The organism is Roseateles asaccharophilus (genome assembly GCF_031458115.1).
GTDB lineage: Bacteria > Pseudomonadota > Gammaproteobacteria > Burkholderiales > Burkholderiaceae_C > Pelomonas > Pelomonas asaccharophilus_A.
Genome location: NZ_JAVDXV010000004.1, coordinates 50,836 through 68,183 on the forward strand (window position 1 = coordinate 50,836; position 17,348 = coordinate 68,183).

Below are 17,348 nucleotides of genomic sequence, written 5' to 3' on the forward strand. Positions count from 1 at the left end.
CATGCGGCTGGGCCTGCGCGTCTTCTTCGGCTTCTTCCTGATCGCCGGCCTCAGCGCCGTGCTGCTGCTGAAGGTCTTCCTGGCCGAAGTGAAGCCCAGCGTGCGCGAGGTCATGGAAGACCTGATGGTGGACACGGCCAACCTGCTGGCCGAGGTGGCAGCGGAAGAGATGACCACCGGCGCACCGCCCGCCGACGGCCGCCTGGCCGCCCAGTTGCAGCGTTACGCGAAGCGCGACGTGGACGTGACGATCTGGGGCGTGCACAAGCAGACGCTGGACCTGCGCGTCTACGTGACCGACGCCAACGGCCGTGTCGTGCTGGACTCCGGCACGCCCTCCGCCGTGGGGCAGGACTATTCGCGATGGAACGACGTGGCCCGCACGCTGCGCGGCGACTACGGCGCCCGCTCGTCGCGCGACAACGGCATCGACGACCGCAGCACCGTGCTGGTGGTGGCCGCGCCCATCGAGCGCGAAGGCCGGCGGCTGGGCGTCGTCAGCGTGGCCAAGCCGGTGGCCAGCGTGCAGCGCTTCATCGACCGCGCCGAGAGCCGCGTGTTCAGGGCCGGTGCCGCGCTGCTGGCCGCCAGCTTGATCGTGGGCGTGGCCGTCACGCTGTGGCTGGTGGCCACCGTGCGGCGGCTGCGCCGCTATGCGCAGCAGGTGCAGGCGGGCCAGAACCTCGCGCCGCCCGACGTGCCCGGCGAACTGGGCGACCTGGCGCACGCGATGGACGCCATGCGCCGCCGGCTGGAGGGTCGCGAGCAACTGGAGCACGATGTGCGCGCGCTGACACATGAGCTGAAGAGCCCGCTGGCCGCGCTGCGCGCCAGCGGCGAGCTGCTGCAGGACGAACTGCCCGAGGCCGACCGCCGCCGCTTCGCCGCCCAGGTGTTGGACCAGACCGCGCGGCTGCAGACGCTGGTGGAACGCGTGCTGGCGCTGTCGCAGCTGGAGGCGCAGGTGGAACCTGGCGAGCGCCAGCGCCTGCAGCTGGCCGACTGGGCCGATGCGCAACTGGAGCGCCAGGCGCCGCGCCTCGCGCAGCGGGGCCTGCGCGTGGTCTGGATGGAACGCGCCGACGTGGCGGTGGAAGCCGACCCGGCGCTGCTGGAACTGGCCTTCGGCAATGTGCTGGTCAACGCGATCGACTTCGCGCCGGCAGGCTCGACCCTGGAGCTGGCTGTCGGCGTCACGCCCGACGGCTCCCACCTCACGCTACGCGACCCTGGCCCCGGCGTGCCGGCGGCGGGCTTCGCGCAGCTGGGCAAACGCTTTTTCTCGACGGCGCGGCCCGGCAGCCTCGTGAAGGGCTCGGGCCTGGGCCTGGCCATCGCGCGGCGCGTGATGGAGCTGCATGGCGGGCACCTCACGTTCGAGGCAGCGATGCCAGGGCTGAAGGTTTCACTCGTCTTGCCTTCACGCTGACTTCACGCAGCACCTTATGAGCTCACATCGCGTCGCGATGCTGGGCGGCATGAACAACAGAGCCCTCTTCATCAAGCTGGCCATCCTGGCCGTGGTCTCCCTCCTGTTGTGCGCCGTGCTGGCGCAGATCGACGGGCTGGTCAACGAACGCCAGGCCCGCCAACAGGAAGCGCAGCAGAGCGTCGTGCAGTCGCAGGCCGGCCCGCAGACGCTGCTGGGTCCGCTGCTGTTGCGCCATTGCAAGGAGACCTGGTCGCCCAGCAAGGACAGCGTGCAGACCCGCGGCTTCGCGGCCGTGCTTCCGCCCACGCAGCTGCAGGTCGGCGGGCGCGTCAGCCCCGATCCGCGCCACCGCGGCCTGTTCAAGATCAACAGCTACGCCGGCAAGCTGACCATCGCGGCGCGCTGGGATGACTTCGAGCGGCTGAACCCGCCGGCCGAGAACGCGGGCGGCCGCGTCGAGTGCGGGGACGTCATCGCGATGTTCTCCACCAGCGATGCGCGCGGCCTGCGCGACGTGGAACTGAAGCGCGACGGCCGCCCGCTGGCCGTGAAGCCCGGCACGCTGAACGACGCCTACCCGGCGGGCCTGCACGCCGTCATCGCGATGCCGCGCAGCGGCGAGGCGCTGGAGCTGAGCCTGGCCGTCGAGGTGGTGGGCACGCAGCGGCTGGCCGTCGTTCCGGCTGCCGGCAGCACGGCGGTGAACCTGCAGTCCAGCTGGCAGCACCCCAGCTTCGGCGGCCGCTTCCTGCCGGCCGAGCGCGAGGTCAGCGAGGCCGGCTTCTCTGCGCGCTGGCAGGTATCGGAACTGGCCAGCCGCGCGGCCGCCGACGCTGCCCAGGGCAAGGCCGAGCTGGACACGCTGGCTGTCGATCTGATGGACCCGGTGAACCCCTATGTGATGAGCGACCGCGCGATCAAGTACGGCCTGATGTTCATCGCGCTGACCTTCGTCACCGTGGGCCTGACCGAGGTGCTGACCGGCCGACGCGTGCATCCGGTGCAATACCTGCTGGTGGGCCTGGCGCTGAGCCTGTTCTTCCTGCTGCTGCTGAGCCTGTCGGAGCACCTGCCCTTCGTCACGTCCTACCTGATCGCCGCGGGCGCCGCGGCGGCGGTGCTGACGCAGTACGCCGCCGCCATGCTGGGCGGCTGGCTGCGGGGCCTGGCCTTCGGCGGAGGCATCGCGCTGCTGTACGGCGCGCTCTACGTGCTGCTGAGCCGCGAACAGACCGCGCTGGTCATCGGCGCCGTGCTGCTGTTCGGCGTGCTGGCCGCGGTGATGACGCTGACCCGGCGGCTGGACTGGTATCGCCTTGGGGGTGGCGGGGCCCAGGAGTGAATTACGCTAGCGCCGCCGCGCAGCCCGCGCGGGGTTCCCGCAGCGCGCTCCTTCATGTCCCAACAAGGTTTCGACTACATCATCGTGGGCGCCGGCACCGCCGGCTGCCTGCTGGCCAACCGGCTCAGCGCGGACCGCAACAAGCGCGTGCTGCTGATCGAGGCCGGCGGCCGGGACGATTACCACTGGATCCACATCCCCGTTGGCTACCTGCACTGCATCGGCAACCCGCGCACCGACTGGTGCTTCAACACCGAGGCCGAGCCGGGCCTGAACGGGCGCAGCCTGCGCTATCCGCGCGGCAAGGTGCTGGGCGGCAGCTCCAGCATCAACGGCATGATCTACATGCGCGGCCAGAGCCGCGACTACGAGCACTGGGCCGAGCTGACCGGTGACGACACCTGGCGCTGGGAGCGCGTGCTGCGCGCCTTCCGCCGGCACGAGCGCCACTGGCGGCTGGACGACCCCGGCACCGCGCCCGAGGGCTTTGCCGAGCTGCACGGCCACAAGGGCGAATGGCGCGTGGAGCAGCAGCGGCTGCGCTGGCCCATCCTGGACGCCTTCGCCGCCGCCTGCACCGAGGCCGGCATTCCGGCCACCAGCGACTTCAACGCGGGCAACAACGAGGGCGTAGGTTACTTCGAGGTCAACCAGAAGAAGGGCTTGCGCTGGAACACGGCCAAGGCCTTCCTGCGGCCCACCTGTCTGGGCCGGCCCAACTTCGAGCTGTGGACCGGCGCGCACGTGAAGCGGCTGCGCCTGATGCACGACGACGCCGGCCTGCGCTGCGGCGGCGTCGAGGTCATCACGCCGCAGGGCACGGAGCAGCCCTGGCTGCTGCCGGGCGGCGAGGTCATCCTGTCGGCCGGCGCCATCGGTTCGCCGCAGATTCTGCAGTTGTCCGGCCTGGGGCCAGGCGCGCTGCTGCAGGGGCTGGGGCTGAAGGTCGAGCAAGACCTCGCCGGCGTGGGCGCCAACCTGCAGGATCACCTGCAGATCCGCGCCGTCTACAAGGTGCAGGGCGCCAGGACGCTGAACACGCGCTCGGCCTCGCTGCTGGGCCGCGCCATGATCGGCCTGGAGTACGCGCTGCGCCGCAGCGGCCCCATGAGCATGGCGCCCAGCCAGCTGGGCGCGTTCACGCGCAGCAGCCCGGACAAGACCTGGCCCGACCTGGAGTACCACGTGCAGCCGCTGTCGCTGGACGCCTTCGGCGAGCCGCTGCACGGCTTCAACGCGTTCACGGCCAGCGTCAGCAACCTCAACCCGACCAGCCGCGGCACTGTGAACATCACATCGCCCGACGCGGCGCAGGCGCCGTCCATCCGGCCCAACTACCTCAGCACCGACGAAGACCGCCGCGTGGCGGCCGAGAGCCTGAGGATGACGCGCCGCATCGTGGCCCAGCCGGCACTGGCCGGCTTCAAGCCCGAGGAATACCGGCCCGGGCCGCAGTACCAGACCGATGAGGAGCTGGCGCGGCTGGCCGGCGACATCGGCACCACCATCTTCCATCCCGTGGGCACCTGCAAGATGGGCCGCAAGGACGACGCGGGCGCGGTGGTGGACTCGCGGCTGCGCGTGCGCGGCGTGACCGGGCTGCGCGTGGCCGACGCCAGCGTGATGCCCACCATCACCAGCGGCAACACGGCGTCGCCGACGCTGATGATCGCGGAGAAGCTGGCCGGCTGGATGGGCGGTTGATGGGCATCTTCCAGCGCCTCTACGACCGGTTCGGCAAGCCCTCGGCACCGGCGGCCGAGCTGCAGCCCTTCCTGCAACGCCATCCGCCGTCGGCCGGCCTGACACCCGCCACGGCCGACCAACTGGCCCGCTACGCCGATCACCTGCCCGCACCGCTGCTGGCGCTGTGGCAGCAGCACGGCTTCGGCTTCTACGGCCAGAGGCTGGTTCAGCTGATCGATCCGGATGTCTATCGCGACAACCTGTGGGGCTGGCTGATGCGCGACGAGCCCGACATGGACCGGTTGCCCATCGCGCTCAGTGCGATGGGCACGATCTTCTACTACCGCAAGCTCAGCGAGGACGGCGACGAGGACGTGTCCTTCCTGAACCCGCACACGTCCGAGAGCGGCTGCACCGTCTGGTCGCTGGCGCAGTTCTTCAACGAATGGCTGGGCGAGGCCGACAACCTGGCGGACTACCTGCACGCCAAGGAGCTCGACGCGATGGCGGCCCGGGCCGGCCCGCTGGCGCGCGACCAGATGTACTTCCACGAGCCGGCCTTGCGGCTGGGCGGAGACGGCAGCCTGGCGCACATCGCGCGTGGCAGCGCACCGGTGCATCTGGATCTGCTGCTGCAGTTGGCGACCAGCTAAGCCGGCCGACGCGGCGCCCGCGACAATCGGGGCATGTCGTTGTCGTCCCCCCGCGTGCTCGCCGTCATCCCGCCGATGACGCAGCTGAACACGCCCTACCCGTCCACCGCCTACCTGACCGGCTTCCTGCGCTCGCGCCAGATCGACGCGCATCAGGTGGACCTGGCGCTCGCGCTGGTGCTGGAGCTGTTCTCGCCCGCCGGCCTGCTTGAATTGCGCGAGGTCGTCCGGGCGCTGCCGCCGGAGCAACAGACCCCGCAGACCGCCTGGTTCGACGGCGAATTCCCCGTCATCACCGCCGCCACGCCGCGCGTGCTGCGCTTCCTGCAAGGCAACGACCCGACGCTGGCGCACCGCATCAACACGCGGGCCTTCCTGCCCGAAGGCGCGCGCTTCGCGTCGCTGGACCACTACATCGGCGAGGAGGGCGAAGACCCGCTCGCCTGGGCCTTCGGCGCTTTGGGTCTGCAGGACCGCGCCCGCCATCTGGCCACGCTGTTCCTGAACGACCTGGCCGACGTGCTGCGCGACGCGGTGGACCCGCGCTTCGAGTTCGTCCGCTACGCCGAGAAGCTGGCCGCCGCGCAGGCCTACTTCGACCCGCTGGCCGACGCACTGGCCGAACCGCCGCACCTGATCGACCGCACGCTGCAGCGGCTGACGTTGCAGGCGCTGGAACGGCACAACCCCGACGTGGTGCTGCTGTCCGTGCCCTTCCCCGGCTCGGTGTTCGCGGCGCTGCGCATCGCGCAGGCCGTCAAGGCCGCGCGGCCCGAGGTGATCTGCGTGCTGGGCGGCGGCTATGTGAACACCGAGCTGCGCGAGTTGTCGGAGCCGCGGCTGTTCGACTTCGTTGACTACGTGACGCTGGACGCCGGCGAACGGCCGCTGCTGGCGCTGCTGGAGCATGTGGCGGGCAAGCGATCGAAGACGCGTCTCGTGCGCACGTTCTGGCGCGACGGCACCGACGAAATCGCCGCCGGGCCGTCCCAAGGCGATTCAGCCCCCGTCGGGGGGACCGTCGAGACGCAGCCTCGACCGCGGGGGCCAACAGTTCGGTACACGAACTTCGTCGAGCCCGACGTGCCCTTTGACGACGTCGGCACGCCCACCTGGGACGGTCTGCCGCTGGACCGCTACCTGTCGCTGCTGGACATGCTGAACCCGATGAACCGGCTGTGGAGCGACGGGCGCTGGAACAAGCTGACCATCGCGCATGGCTGCTACTGGAAGAAGTGCAGCTTCTGCGACGTGAGCCTGGACTACATCTCGCGCTACGAGGCCGCGTCGGCCACCACGCTGGTGGACCGCATCGAGGCCATCGTCAAGGAGACGGGGCAGACGGGCTTCCATTTCGTTGACGAAGCGGCGCCGCCGAAGGCATTGAAGGCTCTCGCGGAAGAGCTGATCCGGCGCGGCGTGGCCATCTCGTGGTGGGGCAATATCCGCTTTGAAAAAACCTTCACGCCCGAGCTGTGCCAGCTGCTGGCCGACAGCGGCTGCATCGCGATCTCGGGTGGGCTGGAGGTGGCGTCGGACCGGCTGCTGCAGCTGATGAAAAAGGGCGTCTCCGTCGAACAGGTGGCCCGCGTGACCAAGGCGCTCGCCGACGCCGGCGTGCTGGTACATGCCTACCTGATGTACGGCTTTCCGACGCAGACGACGCAGGACACGGTCGACGCGCTGGAGTACGTGCGCCAGCTGTTCGAGAACGGCTGCATCCACAGCGGCTTCTTCCACCGCTTCGCCTGCACGGTGCATTCGCCGGTGGGCATGAACCCGGCGGAGTACGGCGTCACGCTGCAGCCGCTGCCGGCCGACGCCCGCTTCGCGAAGAACGACATCGCCTTTGTCGACCCCACGCCCACCGACCACGACGGCCTGGGCCAGGGGCTGAAGAAAGGGCTCTACAACGTCATGCACGGCATCGGCGTCGACAGCGACATCCGCAGCTGGTTCCCGGTGCGCGTGCCCAAGACGACGGTGCCGCGACGGTTTGTCGAACGCGCGCTGTCCACAATGCGCTGATGTTCACGTCCACTTTCACCTTCGCCCCCGGCGCCTACGACGCCGAGTTCCATGCGCTGGACGGCCGCATCGCGGACATGGCCCGTGCCATCCCCGGCTATCTGGGCGAGGAGGCCTGGGAGAACGCCGCCACCGGCCTGGTCTCCAACGTCTACTACTGGGACTCGATGGAGGCCTTGCAGCAGCTGATGCAGCATGCCGACCACCGCGAGGCCAAGGCGCGCCAGGCCAGCTGGCTGAAGGGCTACCAGGTCGTCATCGCGCAGGTGGTGCGCAGCTATGGCGACGGCGGCATCCCACATCCGTTGAGAAAAGCGTCCGCCGACTGACTTTTGTGCAGTGCACAATCGCCGCATCCAATCGGTCGGAGGTGCGGCGATGCGGCGGGTGGTGTTCAACCAGAAGGGCGGCGTGGGCAAGTCCACGATCACGAGCAACCTGGCGGCCATCGCGGCCTCGCAAGGCCGGCGCGTGCTGGTCATCGACCTGGACTGCCAGCGCAACACGACGCGCTACCTGCTGGGCGACGCGGCCGACGACGACCTGGCCGGCTCGGCCGACTTCTTCGGCCAGACGCTGAAGTTCAGCGTGCGCGACACCGACGGCAGCGAGTTCATCAGCGAGACGGCCTGGGACGGCCTGCACGTGATGGCGGCCAGCGCCGAGCTGGACGAGCTGCATGCCAAGCTGGAGAGCCGCTACAAGATCTACAAGCTGCGCGATGCGCTGCAGAAGCTGGACAAGCAGTACGACGAGATCTGGATAGACACGCCGCCGGCGCTGAACTTCTACACGCGCTCGGCGCTGATCGCGTCGCAGGGCTGCCTGATCCCGTTCGACTGCGACGACTTCTCGCGCCGCGCGCTGTACGGGCTGCTGGAGGCGGTGCAGGAGATCCAGGCCGACCACGCGCCCGAGCTGAACGTGGAAGGCATCGTCGTCAACCAGTTCCAGGCCCGCGCGTCGCTGCCGCAGCGCGTCGTGCAGGAGCTGCAGGACGAGGGCCTGCCAGTGCTGGCGCCTTATCTCTCCAGCAGCGTCAAGGTCAAGGAATCGCATGAGCTTTCAAAACCCATGATCCACCTCGACCCGCGCCACAAGCTCACGCAGGAGCTGGTGGCGCTGTACGAGTCACTTGACCGTTAGCCCCTCGGCGTCGCGCAGCTCCGGCTTGCGGCCCAGCTTCTGCAGCTGCGGCTGCACCTTGGCCTTGTCGCCCACGGCCACGACGATGAGCTGCTGCGGCAGCAGGTGCTGCTGCGCGGCCTTCAGCGCGGCGGCCGACGTGACGGCGGCGTACTTGCCCGGCAGCTCGGTGATGGTGGACAGCGGCTGGCCCGAAGACCAGTTGCCCGCATAGCCGGCCACGACGGCGCCGTTGGTGTCGAACAGCCCCGGCAGCGACAGCAGCTGCGCGTTGCGCACGCGGTTCAGCTCGGCCGCGCCCATGGGCTTGGCGCGCATGCCGTTGATCTCCTTCCACAGGTCGGCCAGCGCCGGGCCGGTCACGTCGGTGCGCACGCTGCCCTGGACGGCGAACTGGCCGCGCTCGCGGCCCATGCTGAAGCCGGAGAACACGCCGTAGCTGTAGCCCTTGACCTCGCGCAGCTGGGTGTTGATGCGCGACGTGAACAGGCCGCCCAACGCGGCGTTCATGACCTTGAGGGCCGCCGTGTCGGGCGCACCCGCGAACGGGCCGGGTGCGACGACGGCCAGCGCGGTCTGCGGTGCGCCGGGCTTGTCGACCAGCACGGTGCGCGCCGCGATGGGCCTGGCCGGCGGCAACGGCTGCCGCGCGGGCGCCGCGCCCTGGCCCTGCCAAGCGCCGAACAGCGGCTCCACCAGCGCGCGTAGTTCGGCCTCGGTCAGGTCGCCGGCCACCACCAGCGCGGCGTTGTCGGGCCGGTAGTGGGCCTGCCAGAACGCGCGCAGCGCGCTCGCATCCACGGCCTTCAGGCCCGCTTCGGTGCCCAGCGCGTGCACGGCCAGCGGGTGGCCCTCGCCATAGGTCACGCGGTTGCCCACGGCCTGGGCCAGCGCGGCGGGCTCCTCGCGCACCTGGGCCAAAGCCGCCAGCATCTGCGCGCGCACGCGCTCGACCTCGGGGGCGGCGAAGGCCGGGTTCAGCGCCACGTCGGCCAGCAGCGCCAGGCCTTCGCGGGCGCTGGCCTTGCGGCCCGAGAACTGCACGCGCGCCTCCTCGGCGCCGGGGCTGGCCGTCAGCGTGGCGCCCAAGGCCGCGGCGGTCTCGGCGATCTGCTGCGCGCTGCGCGTGGTGGTGCCCTCGGGCAGCATCGCGGCGACGAAGCTGGCCAGGCCCGGCTTGTCCGCCGGGTTGGCCCCCTGCCCCGCCCGCACGACCAGGCTGGCACTGACCAGCGGCAGGCCCGCCTTGGGCGAATGGATGACGGTCAGGCCGTTGGCGAGCGTGAAGCTCTGCGCGGCAGGCAGCGTCAAGGGCTTGGGCACCGCGGCCGCCGGCGGCTTCAGGCGCCAGGCCTCATGGCCGTTCAGCGACTCACGCTCTCCTTTGGCCGCCTTCGTCGGCATGGGCGGCGTGGGCACTTCGGCGGCCAGCACCTGTTCGCCGGGCAGCGCCTGCGCAACGACGCGCGCATCCTTCTTCAGCCATTGCGCGACCGCGCCGCTGACGCCGGGGGGCGTCAGCGCGGCATAGCGCGCCAGGTCCTTGCCGACGAAGCCGGGGTCGCCGGCCATCTGGTTGTAGTGGTTGACCAGGTCGGCCAGCGTGGCGACCTTCTCCATGCGCTGCAGCAGCTCGGTCTCGATGACGGCGCGGGCCTGCGCGATCTCGGCGGCCGTGGGTGGCGTGGCCGCCAGCTTCGCGATCTCCGCGTCCACCAGCGCCTCGATGTCGTCCAGCGACGCCCCGGGTCGGGCCACGACCTCGATGTTGAACACCGAGCTCAGCGACTGCGAGCCCTGGCTGACGCTGACGCTCTGCGCCACCTGCTTGTCACGCACCAACAGGCCGTACAGGCGGCTGGCCTTGCCGCCGCCCAGCACATGGGCGGCGATGTCCAGCTCGGCGTCGCCGGCCGCGAACATGGCCGGCGTGTGCCACGCGATGTTGACACGCTGCAGCTCGATGCGGTCCTTCACGACCAGCCGGCGCTCCTTCGTGATCTGCGGCGTGGCGACCTTGACCTCGGGCGGCTTGGGGCCGGGCTTCATCGTGCCAAAGTACTTCTGCACCAGCGCCTTGGCTTCCTTCGCGTCGAAGTCGCCGGCCAGCACCAGCGTCGCGTTGTTGGGCCGGTAGTAGGTGCGGGCGAAGGCCTTCACGTCGGCCAGCTTGATGGACTGGATGTCGGCGTGCGAGCCGATGACCACCGCGCGGTAGGGGTGGCCCTCGGGGTACAGCGCCTGGTACAGCGCTTCCTCGACGATGCCGTAGGGCTGGTTCTCCACGCTCTGGCGGCGCTCGTTGCGCACGACATCCTGCTGGTTGGCCAGCGACACGGAGTCCACCTCGTCGATCATCCAGCCCAGCATGTCGGCCTTCAGCCACAGGCCCTTCTCCAGCTGGTTGGACGGCAGCGTGAAGAAGTAGTTGGTGCGGTCGAAGTTGGTGGAGCCGTTGGCGTCGGTGCCGCCGGCGGCGTCGATGTATTTGTCGAACTCGCCGCGCGGGATGTGGCGGCTGCCGGCAAAGACCAGGTGCTCGAACAGGTGGGCAAACCCGGTCTGGCCCTTGGCCTCGTCGCGCGGGCCGGCATGCACCCACAGGTTGAAGGCCACCAGCGGCAGCCGGTGGTCTTGCACCAGGATGACCTCGAAGCCGTTGGGCAGCGTGAACTTCTCCTGGCGTATGGCCAGCTGGCCGTTGGCCGTGCTGACGGCGCCTTGCTGTACCTCGGGCGCCGCGATGGCGGGCAGCGAGGCGGACAGCGCGCCGGCCAGGGCCAGCAGTGCGACGAGACGGCGGGGGGTGGGAGCGTTCATCGAAAGCTTCGGTAAGGAAGGAATGCAGGAATGCAACCTTAGAGGCACAGAGTCACGGAGAAATCGTTGCTTCAGGACGCTCTGTGTCTCTGTGCCTCTGTGGTTGCCTTTGAGTTTGCTGTCAGCCGCCCTGCCATGGCGAAAGCCACGCCAGCAGCGCCAGCCATATCGGCGCGGTGGCGACATACAGCCCGGTGGACACCACCGTGGCGGCCGTGACCTCGGCCTCAAGCGCGCGGTAGCGCTGCGCGAAGATCAGCGCGTTGGAGCCCGTGGGCAGCGCCGCGATCATGACGATGACGGCCAACGGCATGCCGGTCAGGCCCAGGCCCCAGTGCGCGATGGCCAGCACGACGGCCGGCATCACCAGCAGCTTGGTGAGCACCATGCCCAGCAGGCCGTTCCAGGTGCGCGGCCAGCCGTAGTAGGCCAGCGACATGCCGATCAGCGTCAGGCACAGCGGCACGACGGCCGTGCCCAGGCTTTGCAGCGCCTCGTCCGCCACGGCCGGGATGGGCAGGCCCGTCGCGTTCCAGGCCAGGCCGGCCAGCACCGGCAGCACGACCGGGTGGATGACGGTGTTGCGCACGGTCTGCAGCAGCGTGTGGCCCAGGTGGCCGCCGCTGCGCTCGCGCGCCAGGTCCAGCTCCACCAGCGTGGTCAGCAGCGTCAGGATGCACAGCGCATGCAGGCTGACGACGGCGATGTGCAGGGCCAGGCCTTGCTCGCCGAACACGCCGGCCGCCACCGGCAGGCCCACCTGCAGCGTGTTGCCGAAGCCCGCGGTGATGGCCTTGACGCTGGGCGCGACGATGTTCTCCTCGGGCTTGCGCCGCCAGCGGTGGATGACGTACAGCAGCGCCACCAGCGCCAGCGCCGGCAGGAAGAACGCGCCCAGGAAGGCCCAGGGCAGCGCGGAGGTGTCCAGCCGCGCCGTGGTGCGGAACAACAGCGCCGGCACGAAGATGTAGAAGGCCGCATTGGCCAGCACCCGGGCCGGATCGGTGTCGCTGCCGGCCTCGCCGCCGCCCAGCCAGCGCATGCGGCCGACGATCCAGCCGATGGCAACCGCCACGAGGATCGCTACCAGCTTCGCTGCAATCGCCCAGGTCACGCCAGCGCCACTCGCAGCTCGAACGAAAAACTGCTGCCCTGCCCCGCCGTGCTCTGCACGTGGATCTGGCTGCCCATCAGCCGCACCAACTGCTGGCTGATGGACAGTCCCAGTCCCGTGCCGCCCACGTGGCGCGATTGGTCGGAGACCTGCTCGAAGGCCTGGAACAGCCGCGCCTGCTGGGCCGGTGTCATGCCGATGCCGCTGTCGGTGACGGCGAAGCGCAGCCGCGCGTGGCCGTCGTGCGGCGGCTCCAGCAGCGCCGCGCTGAGCGTGACCGTGCCCACGTCGGTGAACTTCACCGCGTTGGACAGCAGGTTCAGCAAGACCTGGCGCAAGCGCTGGCCGTCCACCATCACCTGCGTCGGCAGCTTGGGGTCGATGTCCATGACGAAGCTGAGGTTCTTCTGCTCGGCGCGCAGGCGCACGCTGTCGCAGGCCATCTCCACCAGCGAGCGCAGTTCGGCGGGCGCGGGCTTCAGCGACACCTTGCCCGCCTCGATGCTGGCCATGTCCAGCACGTCGCTGATCAGCTCCAGCAGGTGCAGGCCCGAGTCGCGCATCAGCTGCAGCTTGCCCTTCTGGTTGGCGGGGATGGCCGCGTCCATCTGCATCAGCTGCGTGAAGCCCAGGATGGCGTTCAGCGGCGTGCGGAACTCGTGGCTCATGGTCGCCAGGAAGCGGCCCTTGGCCTGGTTGGCGGCCTCGGCGCGCAGCATGGCCTCGCTGAGTTCGGCCGTGCGCTCGTTGACCAGGTCTTCCAGATGCTCGCGGTGGCGGGTCAGCTCGGCCTCGGCCTGGCGGCGCCGCGAGATGTCGCTGACCATGCCCTCCACGCGGCGCTCGCCGCCGTCGGACTCGACCCAGTGCGCGCTCAGCTCCACCCACAGCGGCCGGCCGCCGGCACCGCGCAGCTGCAACTGCGCCTGCTGCACCTTGCCGTGCTCGTCCATCACGCGCACCACGCGCAGCATCTCGTCGCGCGACAGCCCCGAGACCGCGCGCAGGCGGCGACCCACCGGGCTCTGCGAGCCCATGCCCAGCATCTGCGTCAGCGCGCGGTTCATGCTGAGCACGCGGCCGTCGGCATCGGCCTGGAAGATGCCCTCGGTCGCGTTCTCGAACAGGCTGCGGTAGCGCGCCTCGCTGGCACGCATGCCCTCGGCGGTGAGCTGCACCTGGTCGGCCGCGCTGCGCAGCTTCAGGCTCATTGCGTTGAAGCGGGCCGTCAGCTCGCCGATCTCGTCGGCACGCTCGATGCGCTCCTGCGCTCCCAGGTCGCCCGCGGCCACGCGCTGGGCCAGCGCGCCCAGCTTGGCCACCGGCCGGCGCACCAGCCAATGCACCAGCAGCCAGCTGGCCGCCACGATGCCGATGACCACGACGGCCAGCACCTGCATGACGAACAACTGCGTGCGCTGGATCTGCCCGTCCACCAGGTCGCGCCGGAAGGTCAGCACCGCGGACGCGACCTGCGTGCCCGGCGCTTCCGCCGCGGGTTGGTAGGTGATGTTGAACTCGCGGCGGATGGGGCCGCTGGCGGCCTCGTCGCGCTCGCGCCGCGCCTGGCCGCCGCGCAGGCCCAAACCCCGCAACTCGATGGCATGCACCTCCGGGTCAGCCATGACGGCATCGAGCAGGTTCTCGATGGCGACATGGTCCAGGTTCCAGATCGGCCCGGCAAAGCCGCGCTCGATGAGGCCGGCCATGCGCACCTCGCGCTGTTGCAGTGCCTGCAGCAGCTCGCCTTCCTCGTGAGAGGTCCAGTACCAGCCGACGGCCAGCACGAGCAGGCTGGCCACCAGCGCGATGCCGGCCGTCAGGCGTGCCTGGATGCCCATGCTCAATGGCGCCATCCGCAGTCCTCCCCTCCCGTCGCGGGCGTTGGGCCCGAGCATAGGGGCATTTGCGGGCCTCCGGTCAGGCCTTGGCGGCTGCCTTCTTGGCCGGCGCTTTCTTCGCGGCCGCCTTGCCGGCGGGCTTGCCCGCGCGCGGCTCGAACTCGAACACGACCTTGCCTTCCTTCTTGTCGTAGGCCAGGAATGCCTTGAACTTGCGGCGCGTCTTGTTGGAGACGAAGTTCTCCAGCAGGTCGGTCTTGCCGTCGGTCAGCAGCTTGTGCACCTGCGCTGCGTCTATGGGCTGCGTCAGGATGACCTTGCCGGTCTTGAAGTCGCAGGTCACCGTCTCGCCTACCGAACGCTCGCAGACGTAGTTGCTGCCGTACTCGAACACGCGGCCCGCGCACTTGGGGCAGGCGCCCAGGCTCTGCTGGCCGGAGAAGTCCACCGGCTCGCCGTCGTTCTCGGCCTTCTTGGCGTCTTCGCCGAAGTCGAACTCCAGCTTCCAGTTCTGGATCTCGTCGTCGAACACCAACGCCAACTCGGCCGTGAACGGCCAGCCGGCCTTGGAGCGGAAGCCTTCCAGCGGACCGATCTTCTTGTCGCGCAGGAACTGCTCCACCTCGGCCAGTTCGAAGCTGCGGCCACCGGGGATCTTGCCGATGGAGAAGCCGCAGGCGTCGTCGCCCGAGCCGCTCTTGCCCGTGCAGGTGAAGCGGCGGTAGTTCTCCTTCACGATGCCGCCGCACTTGGGGCAGGGCGTCTTCAGCGTCGCGTAGTCGCCGGGAATCGTGTCGCGGTCGTAGCCCTTGGCCTTGGCGACCATCTTCTCGGTCATCGCCGCGATCTCGGCCATGAAGACCTCGCGGCTCAGCTTGCCCTTCTCCATCGCGGCCAGCTTGCTTTCCCAGTCGCCGGTCAGCTCGGGCTTGGTCAGGTCCTCGACCTCCAGGCCGCGCAGCAGCGTCATCAGCTGGAAGGCCTTCGCCGTGGGGATCAGCTCGCGGCCCTCGCGCAGCATGTACTTCTCGGTGATCAGGCCTTCGATGGTGGCCGCGCGCGTGGCCGGCGTGCCCAGACCCTTCTCGGCCATGGCCTCGCGCAGCTCGTCGTCGTCGATGAGCTTGCCGGCACCTTCCATCGCGCTCAGCAGCGTCGCTTCCGTGTAGCGCGCCGGCGGCTTGGTCTGCAGCGCCTTCACGTCCACGCTCTCGGTGCGCACCACCTCGTTGGCCTGCACCGGCACGAGGTTGGCATCCTCGTCGTCCACGTCCTTGCCATAGACGGCCAGCCAGCCCGGCTTCACCAGCACCTTGCCGTTGGTCTGGAAGTGATGCTTGTCGACCTTGGAGATGCGCGTCGTTACCAGGAACTCGGCCGGCGGGAAGAACACCGCCAGGAAGCGCTTGACGACCATGTCGTACAGCTTGGCCTCGGCCTCGGTCAGCATCTTGGGCGCCTGCAGCGTCGGGATGATGGCGAAGTGGTCCGACACCTTGGCGTTGTCGAACACCTTCTTGGTGGGCTTGATGTAGCCCTCCTTCAGCGACGTGGCCGCATGCTGGCTCAGCGCGGCCAGCGGGCCGGGCAGGTCCTCCGTCGCCAGCATCTTGGCCGTGTCCTTGGCGACGGCCAGGTAGTCCTCGGGCAGGAAGCGCGAGTCCGTCCGCGGGTAGGTCAGCACCTTGTGCTTCTCGTACAGCGCCTGCGCCAGGCCCAGCGTCGTCTTGGCCGAGAAGCCGAAGCGCGAGTTGGCCTCGCGCTGCAGCGTCGTCAGGTCGTAGAGGCCGCCGCAGCTGGTCGTGCTGGGCTTGCTTTCCTCGGTGACGGTCGCCGGTTGGCCCAGCACGGCCTTGGCGATCTCGTCGGCCTCGGCTTGCGTCCACAGCCGGTCCGCACGGCGCTCCAGGTCGTCGTTCTTCTTCCAGGCGGGGTCGAACCACTTGCCTTCGTACTGGCCGGCCTGGGCGTCAAAGTTGGCGCGCAGCTCCCAATAGTCGCGGGCGACGTGCTTGCGGATCTTCTCCTCGCGCTCCACGACCACCGACAGCGTCGGCGTCTGCACGCGGCCCACGGTGGTCAGGAAGAAGCCACCGTCGCGCGAGTTGAACGCGGTCATCGCGCGCGTGCCGTTGATGCCCACCAGCCAGTCGGCCTCGGAGCGGCAGCGCGCGGCGTCGGCCAGCGGCAGCATCTGTTCGTCGCTGCGCAGCTTCTCGAAGCCCTCGCGGATGGCCGCGGGCGTCATGGACTGCAGCCACAGCCGCTGGATGGGCTTGTTCAGCTTGCCCTTGGCCGGCTGCGCGTACTGCTCGATGAGCCGGAAGATCAGCTCGCCCTCGCGGCCCGCGTCACAGGCGTTGATGAGCGCCGTCACGTCCTTGCGGCGGATCAGCTTGCTCAGCGCGTTGAGCCGGCCCTTGTTCTTGTCGATGGGGTTGAGGTCGAAGTGCGGCGGAATGACCGGCAGGTTGGCAAAGCTCCACTTGCCGCGCTTGACGTCGAACTCCTCGGGCGCGGCGATCTCCACCAGGTGGCCTACGGCGGAGGAGACCACGTACTGGTCGTTCTCGAAATGGTCGTCGTGCTTGTCGAACTTGCCGGCCACCGGAGTCAGTGCGCGGACGATGTCCTGCGCGACGGAGGGCTTCTCGGCAATGATCAGAGTCTTGGTCATCGGGTCGTGTCTCTTCGTTTCCCTGGCAGAGAACCTGAAATCCCCTGCCTACAATCCGGGCCTCGCGCGCACGCCTACGCACGCGCGCACCCATGAAATCACCGTACCACAGCGCCGATGACCGCTAAAACCCCTCGCCGCAAGATCGAAGTCCGGGATTCCGGCGTGCACGGCCGCGGCGTCTACGCGGTGGCGCCCATCCCGGCGGGCGCCAAGATCATCGAGTACACCGGCGAACGCATCACGTGGGAAGAGGCGGTGGACCGCCACCCCCACGACCCGGCGCAGCCCAACCACACCTTCTATTTCCACCTGGACGGCGGCCTCGTCATCGACGCGCTGTACGGCGGCAACAGTGCGCGCTGGATCAACCACGCCTGCGAACCCAACTGCGAGGCCGACGAAGTGGACGGCCGCGTCTTCATCAAGGCGCTGCGCGACCTGGAGCCCGGCGAGGAGCTGTTCTACGACTACGGCCTGGTGCTGGACGAGCGCCACACCGCCAAGGTGAAGAAGCAGTTCGCGTGCTGGTGTGGTGCGCTGACGTGCCGCGGCACGATGCTGGCCCCCAAGCGCTAGAGAAGCTGTGAACGCACCCCTCACGGCCGC

At 69.5% G+C, this 17,348-nt stretch carries 12 protein-coding genes; 8 read left to right on the forward strand and 4 right to left on the reverse strand.

Annotated elements, in window-relative coordinates:
• Window position 1: 1 nt before the first annotated feature.
• The 7 genes from creC to J2X21_RS11150 are packed head-to-tail and all read left to right on the forward strand — an operon-like array spanning window position 2 to window position 8,287.
• Window positions 2–1,429, forward strand: a complete 1,428-nt coding sequence (gene creC, locus J2X21_RS11120; RefSeq protein WP_310328501.1) for a two-component system sensor histidine kinase CreC — start codon at window positions 2–4, stop codon at window positions 1,427–1,429.
• A 16-nt stretch (window positions 1,430–1,445) separates the two neighbouring features.
• Window positions 1,446–2,774, forward strand: a complete 1,329-nt coding sequence (gene creD / locus J2X21_RS11125) for a cell envelope integrity protein CreD (RefSeq protein WP_310328503.1) — start codon at window positions 1,446–1,448, stop codon at window positions 2,772–2,774.
• Window positions 2,775–2,828: 54 nt separating this feature from the next.
• Window positions 2,829–4,478 (forward strand): GMC family oxidoreductase, encoded by a 1,650-nt coding sequence (locus J2X21_RS11130; RefSeq protein WP_310328504.1) that lies wholly within the window; start codon window positions 2,829–2,831, stop codon window positions 4,476–4,478.
• The gene (locus tag J2X21_RS11135) at window positions 4,478–5,113 is read left to right on the forward strand and encodes a GAD-like domain-containing protein (protein WP_310328505.1); all 636 of its coding nucleotides are present in this window, start codon (window positions 4,478–4,480) and stop codon (window positions 5,111–5,113) included. Before J2X21_RS11130 ends, J2X21_RS11135 begins: the two co-directional genes overlap by 1 nt.
• Before the next feature lie 33 nt (window positions 5,114–5,146).
• On the forward strand, window positions 5,147–7,141 hold the full coding sequence (locus J2X21_RS11140; protein WP_310328506.1) for a B12-binding domain-containing radical SAM protein: 1,995 nt from the start codon (window positions 5,147–5,149) through the stop codon (window positions 7,139–7,141).
• Complete coding sequence (locus J2X21_RS11145) at window positions 7,141–7,470, forward strand: antibiotic biosynthesis monooxygenase family protein (protein WP_310328507.1); 330 nt, start codon at window positions 7,141–7,143, stop codon at window positions 7,468–7,470. Before J2X21_RS11140 ends, J2X21_RS11145 begins: the two co-directional genes overlap by 1 nt.
• Window positions 7,471–7,519: 49 nt before the next feature.
• A complete protein-coding gene (locus tag J2X21_RS11150; protein ID WP_310328508.1) occupies window positions 7,520–8,287 on the forward strand; it encodes a ParA family protein in 768 nt (255 codons plus the stop codon).
• Here J2X21_RS11150 and J2X21_RS11155 read toward each other — a convergent pair.
• The 4 genes from J2X21_RS11155 to J2X21_RS11170 all read right to left on the reverse strand — a co-directional run bounded on the left by J2X21_RS11155 (window position 8,273) and on the right by J2X21_RS11170 (window position 16,739).
• Window positions 8,273–11,107: a M16 family metallopeptidase gene (locus tag J2X21_RS11155; protein ID WP_310328510.1), complete on the reverse strand. Its 2,835-nt coding sequence runs from the start codon at window positions 11,105–11,107 to the stop codon at window positions 8,273–8,275. The two genes, J2X21_RS11150 and J2X21_RS11155, sit on opposite strands and share 15 nt — an antisense overlap.
• A gap of 121 nt (window positions 11,108–11,228) precedes the next feature.
• Window positions 11,229–12,221, reverse strand: a complete 993-nt coding sequence (locus tag J2X21_RS11160; protein ID WP_310328511.1) for an AEC family transporter — start codon at window positions 12,219–12,221, stop codon at window positions 11,229–11,231.
• Window positions 12,218–14,077, reverse strand: a complete 1,860-nt coding sequence (locus J2X21_RS11165) for an ATP-binding protein (RefSeq protein WP_310328512.1) — start codon at window positions 14,075–14,077, stop codon at window positions 12,218–12,220. The genes J2X21_RS11160 and J2X21_RS11165 overlap by 4 nt, the downstream gene beginning before the upstream one ends.
• A gap of 64 nt (window positions 14,078–14,141) precedes the next feature.
• Window positions 14,142–16,739, reverse strand: a complete 2,598-nt coding sequence (locus tag J2X21_RS11170; protein ID WP_310328515.1) for a DNA topoisomerase III — start codon at window positions 16,737–16,739, stop codon at window positions 14,142–14,144.
• 117 nt (window positions 16,740–16,856) lie between these two features.
• Between J2X21_RS11170 and J2X21_RS11175 the strand changes: the two genes are divergently transcribed.
• Complete coding sequence (locus J2X21_RS11175; protein ID WP_310328519.1) at window positions 16,857–17,318, forward strand: SET domain-containing protein; 462 nt, start codon at window positions 16,857–16,859, stop codon at window positions 17,316–17,318.
• The last annotated feature ends 30 nt before the right edge of the window (window positions 17,319–17,348 follow it).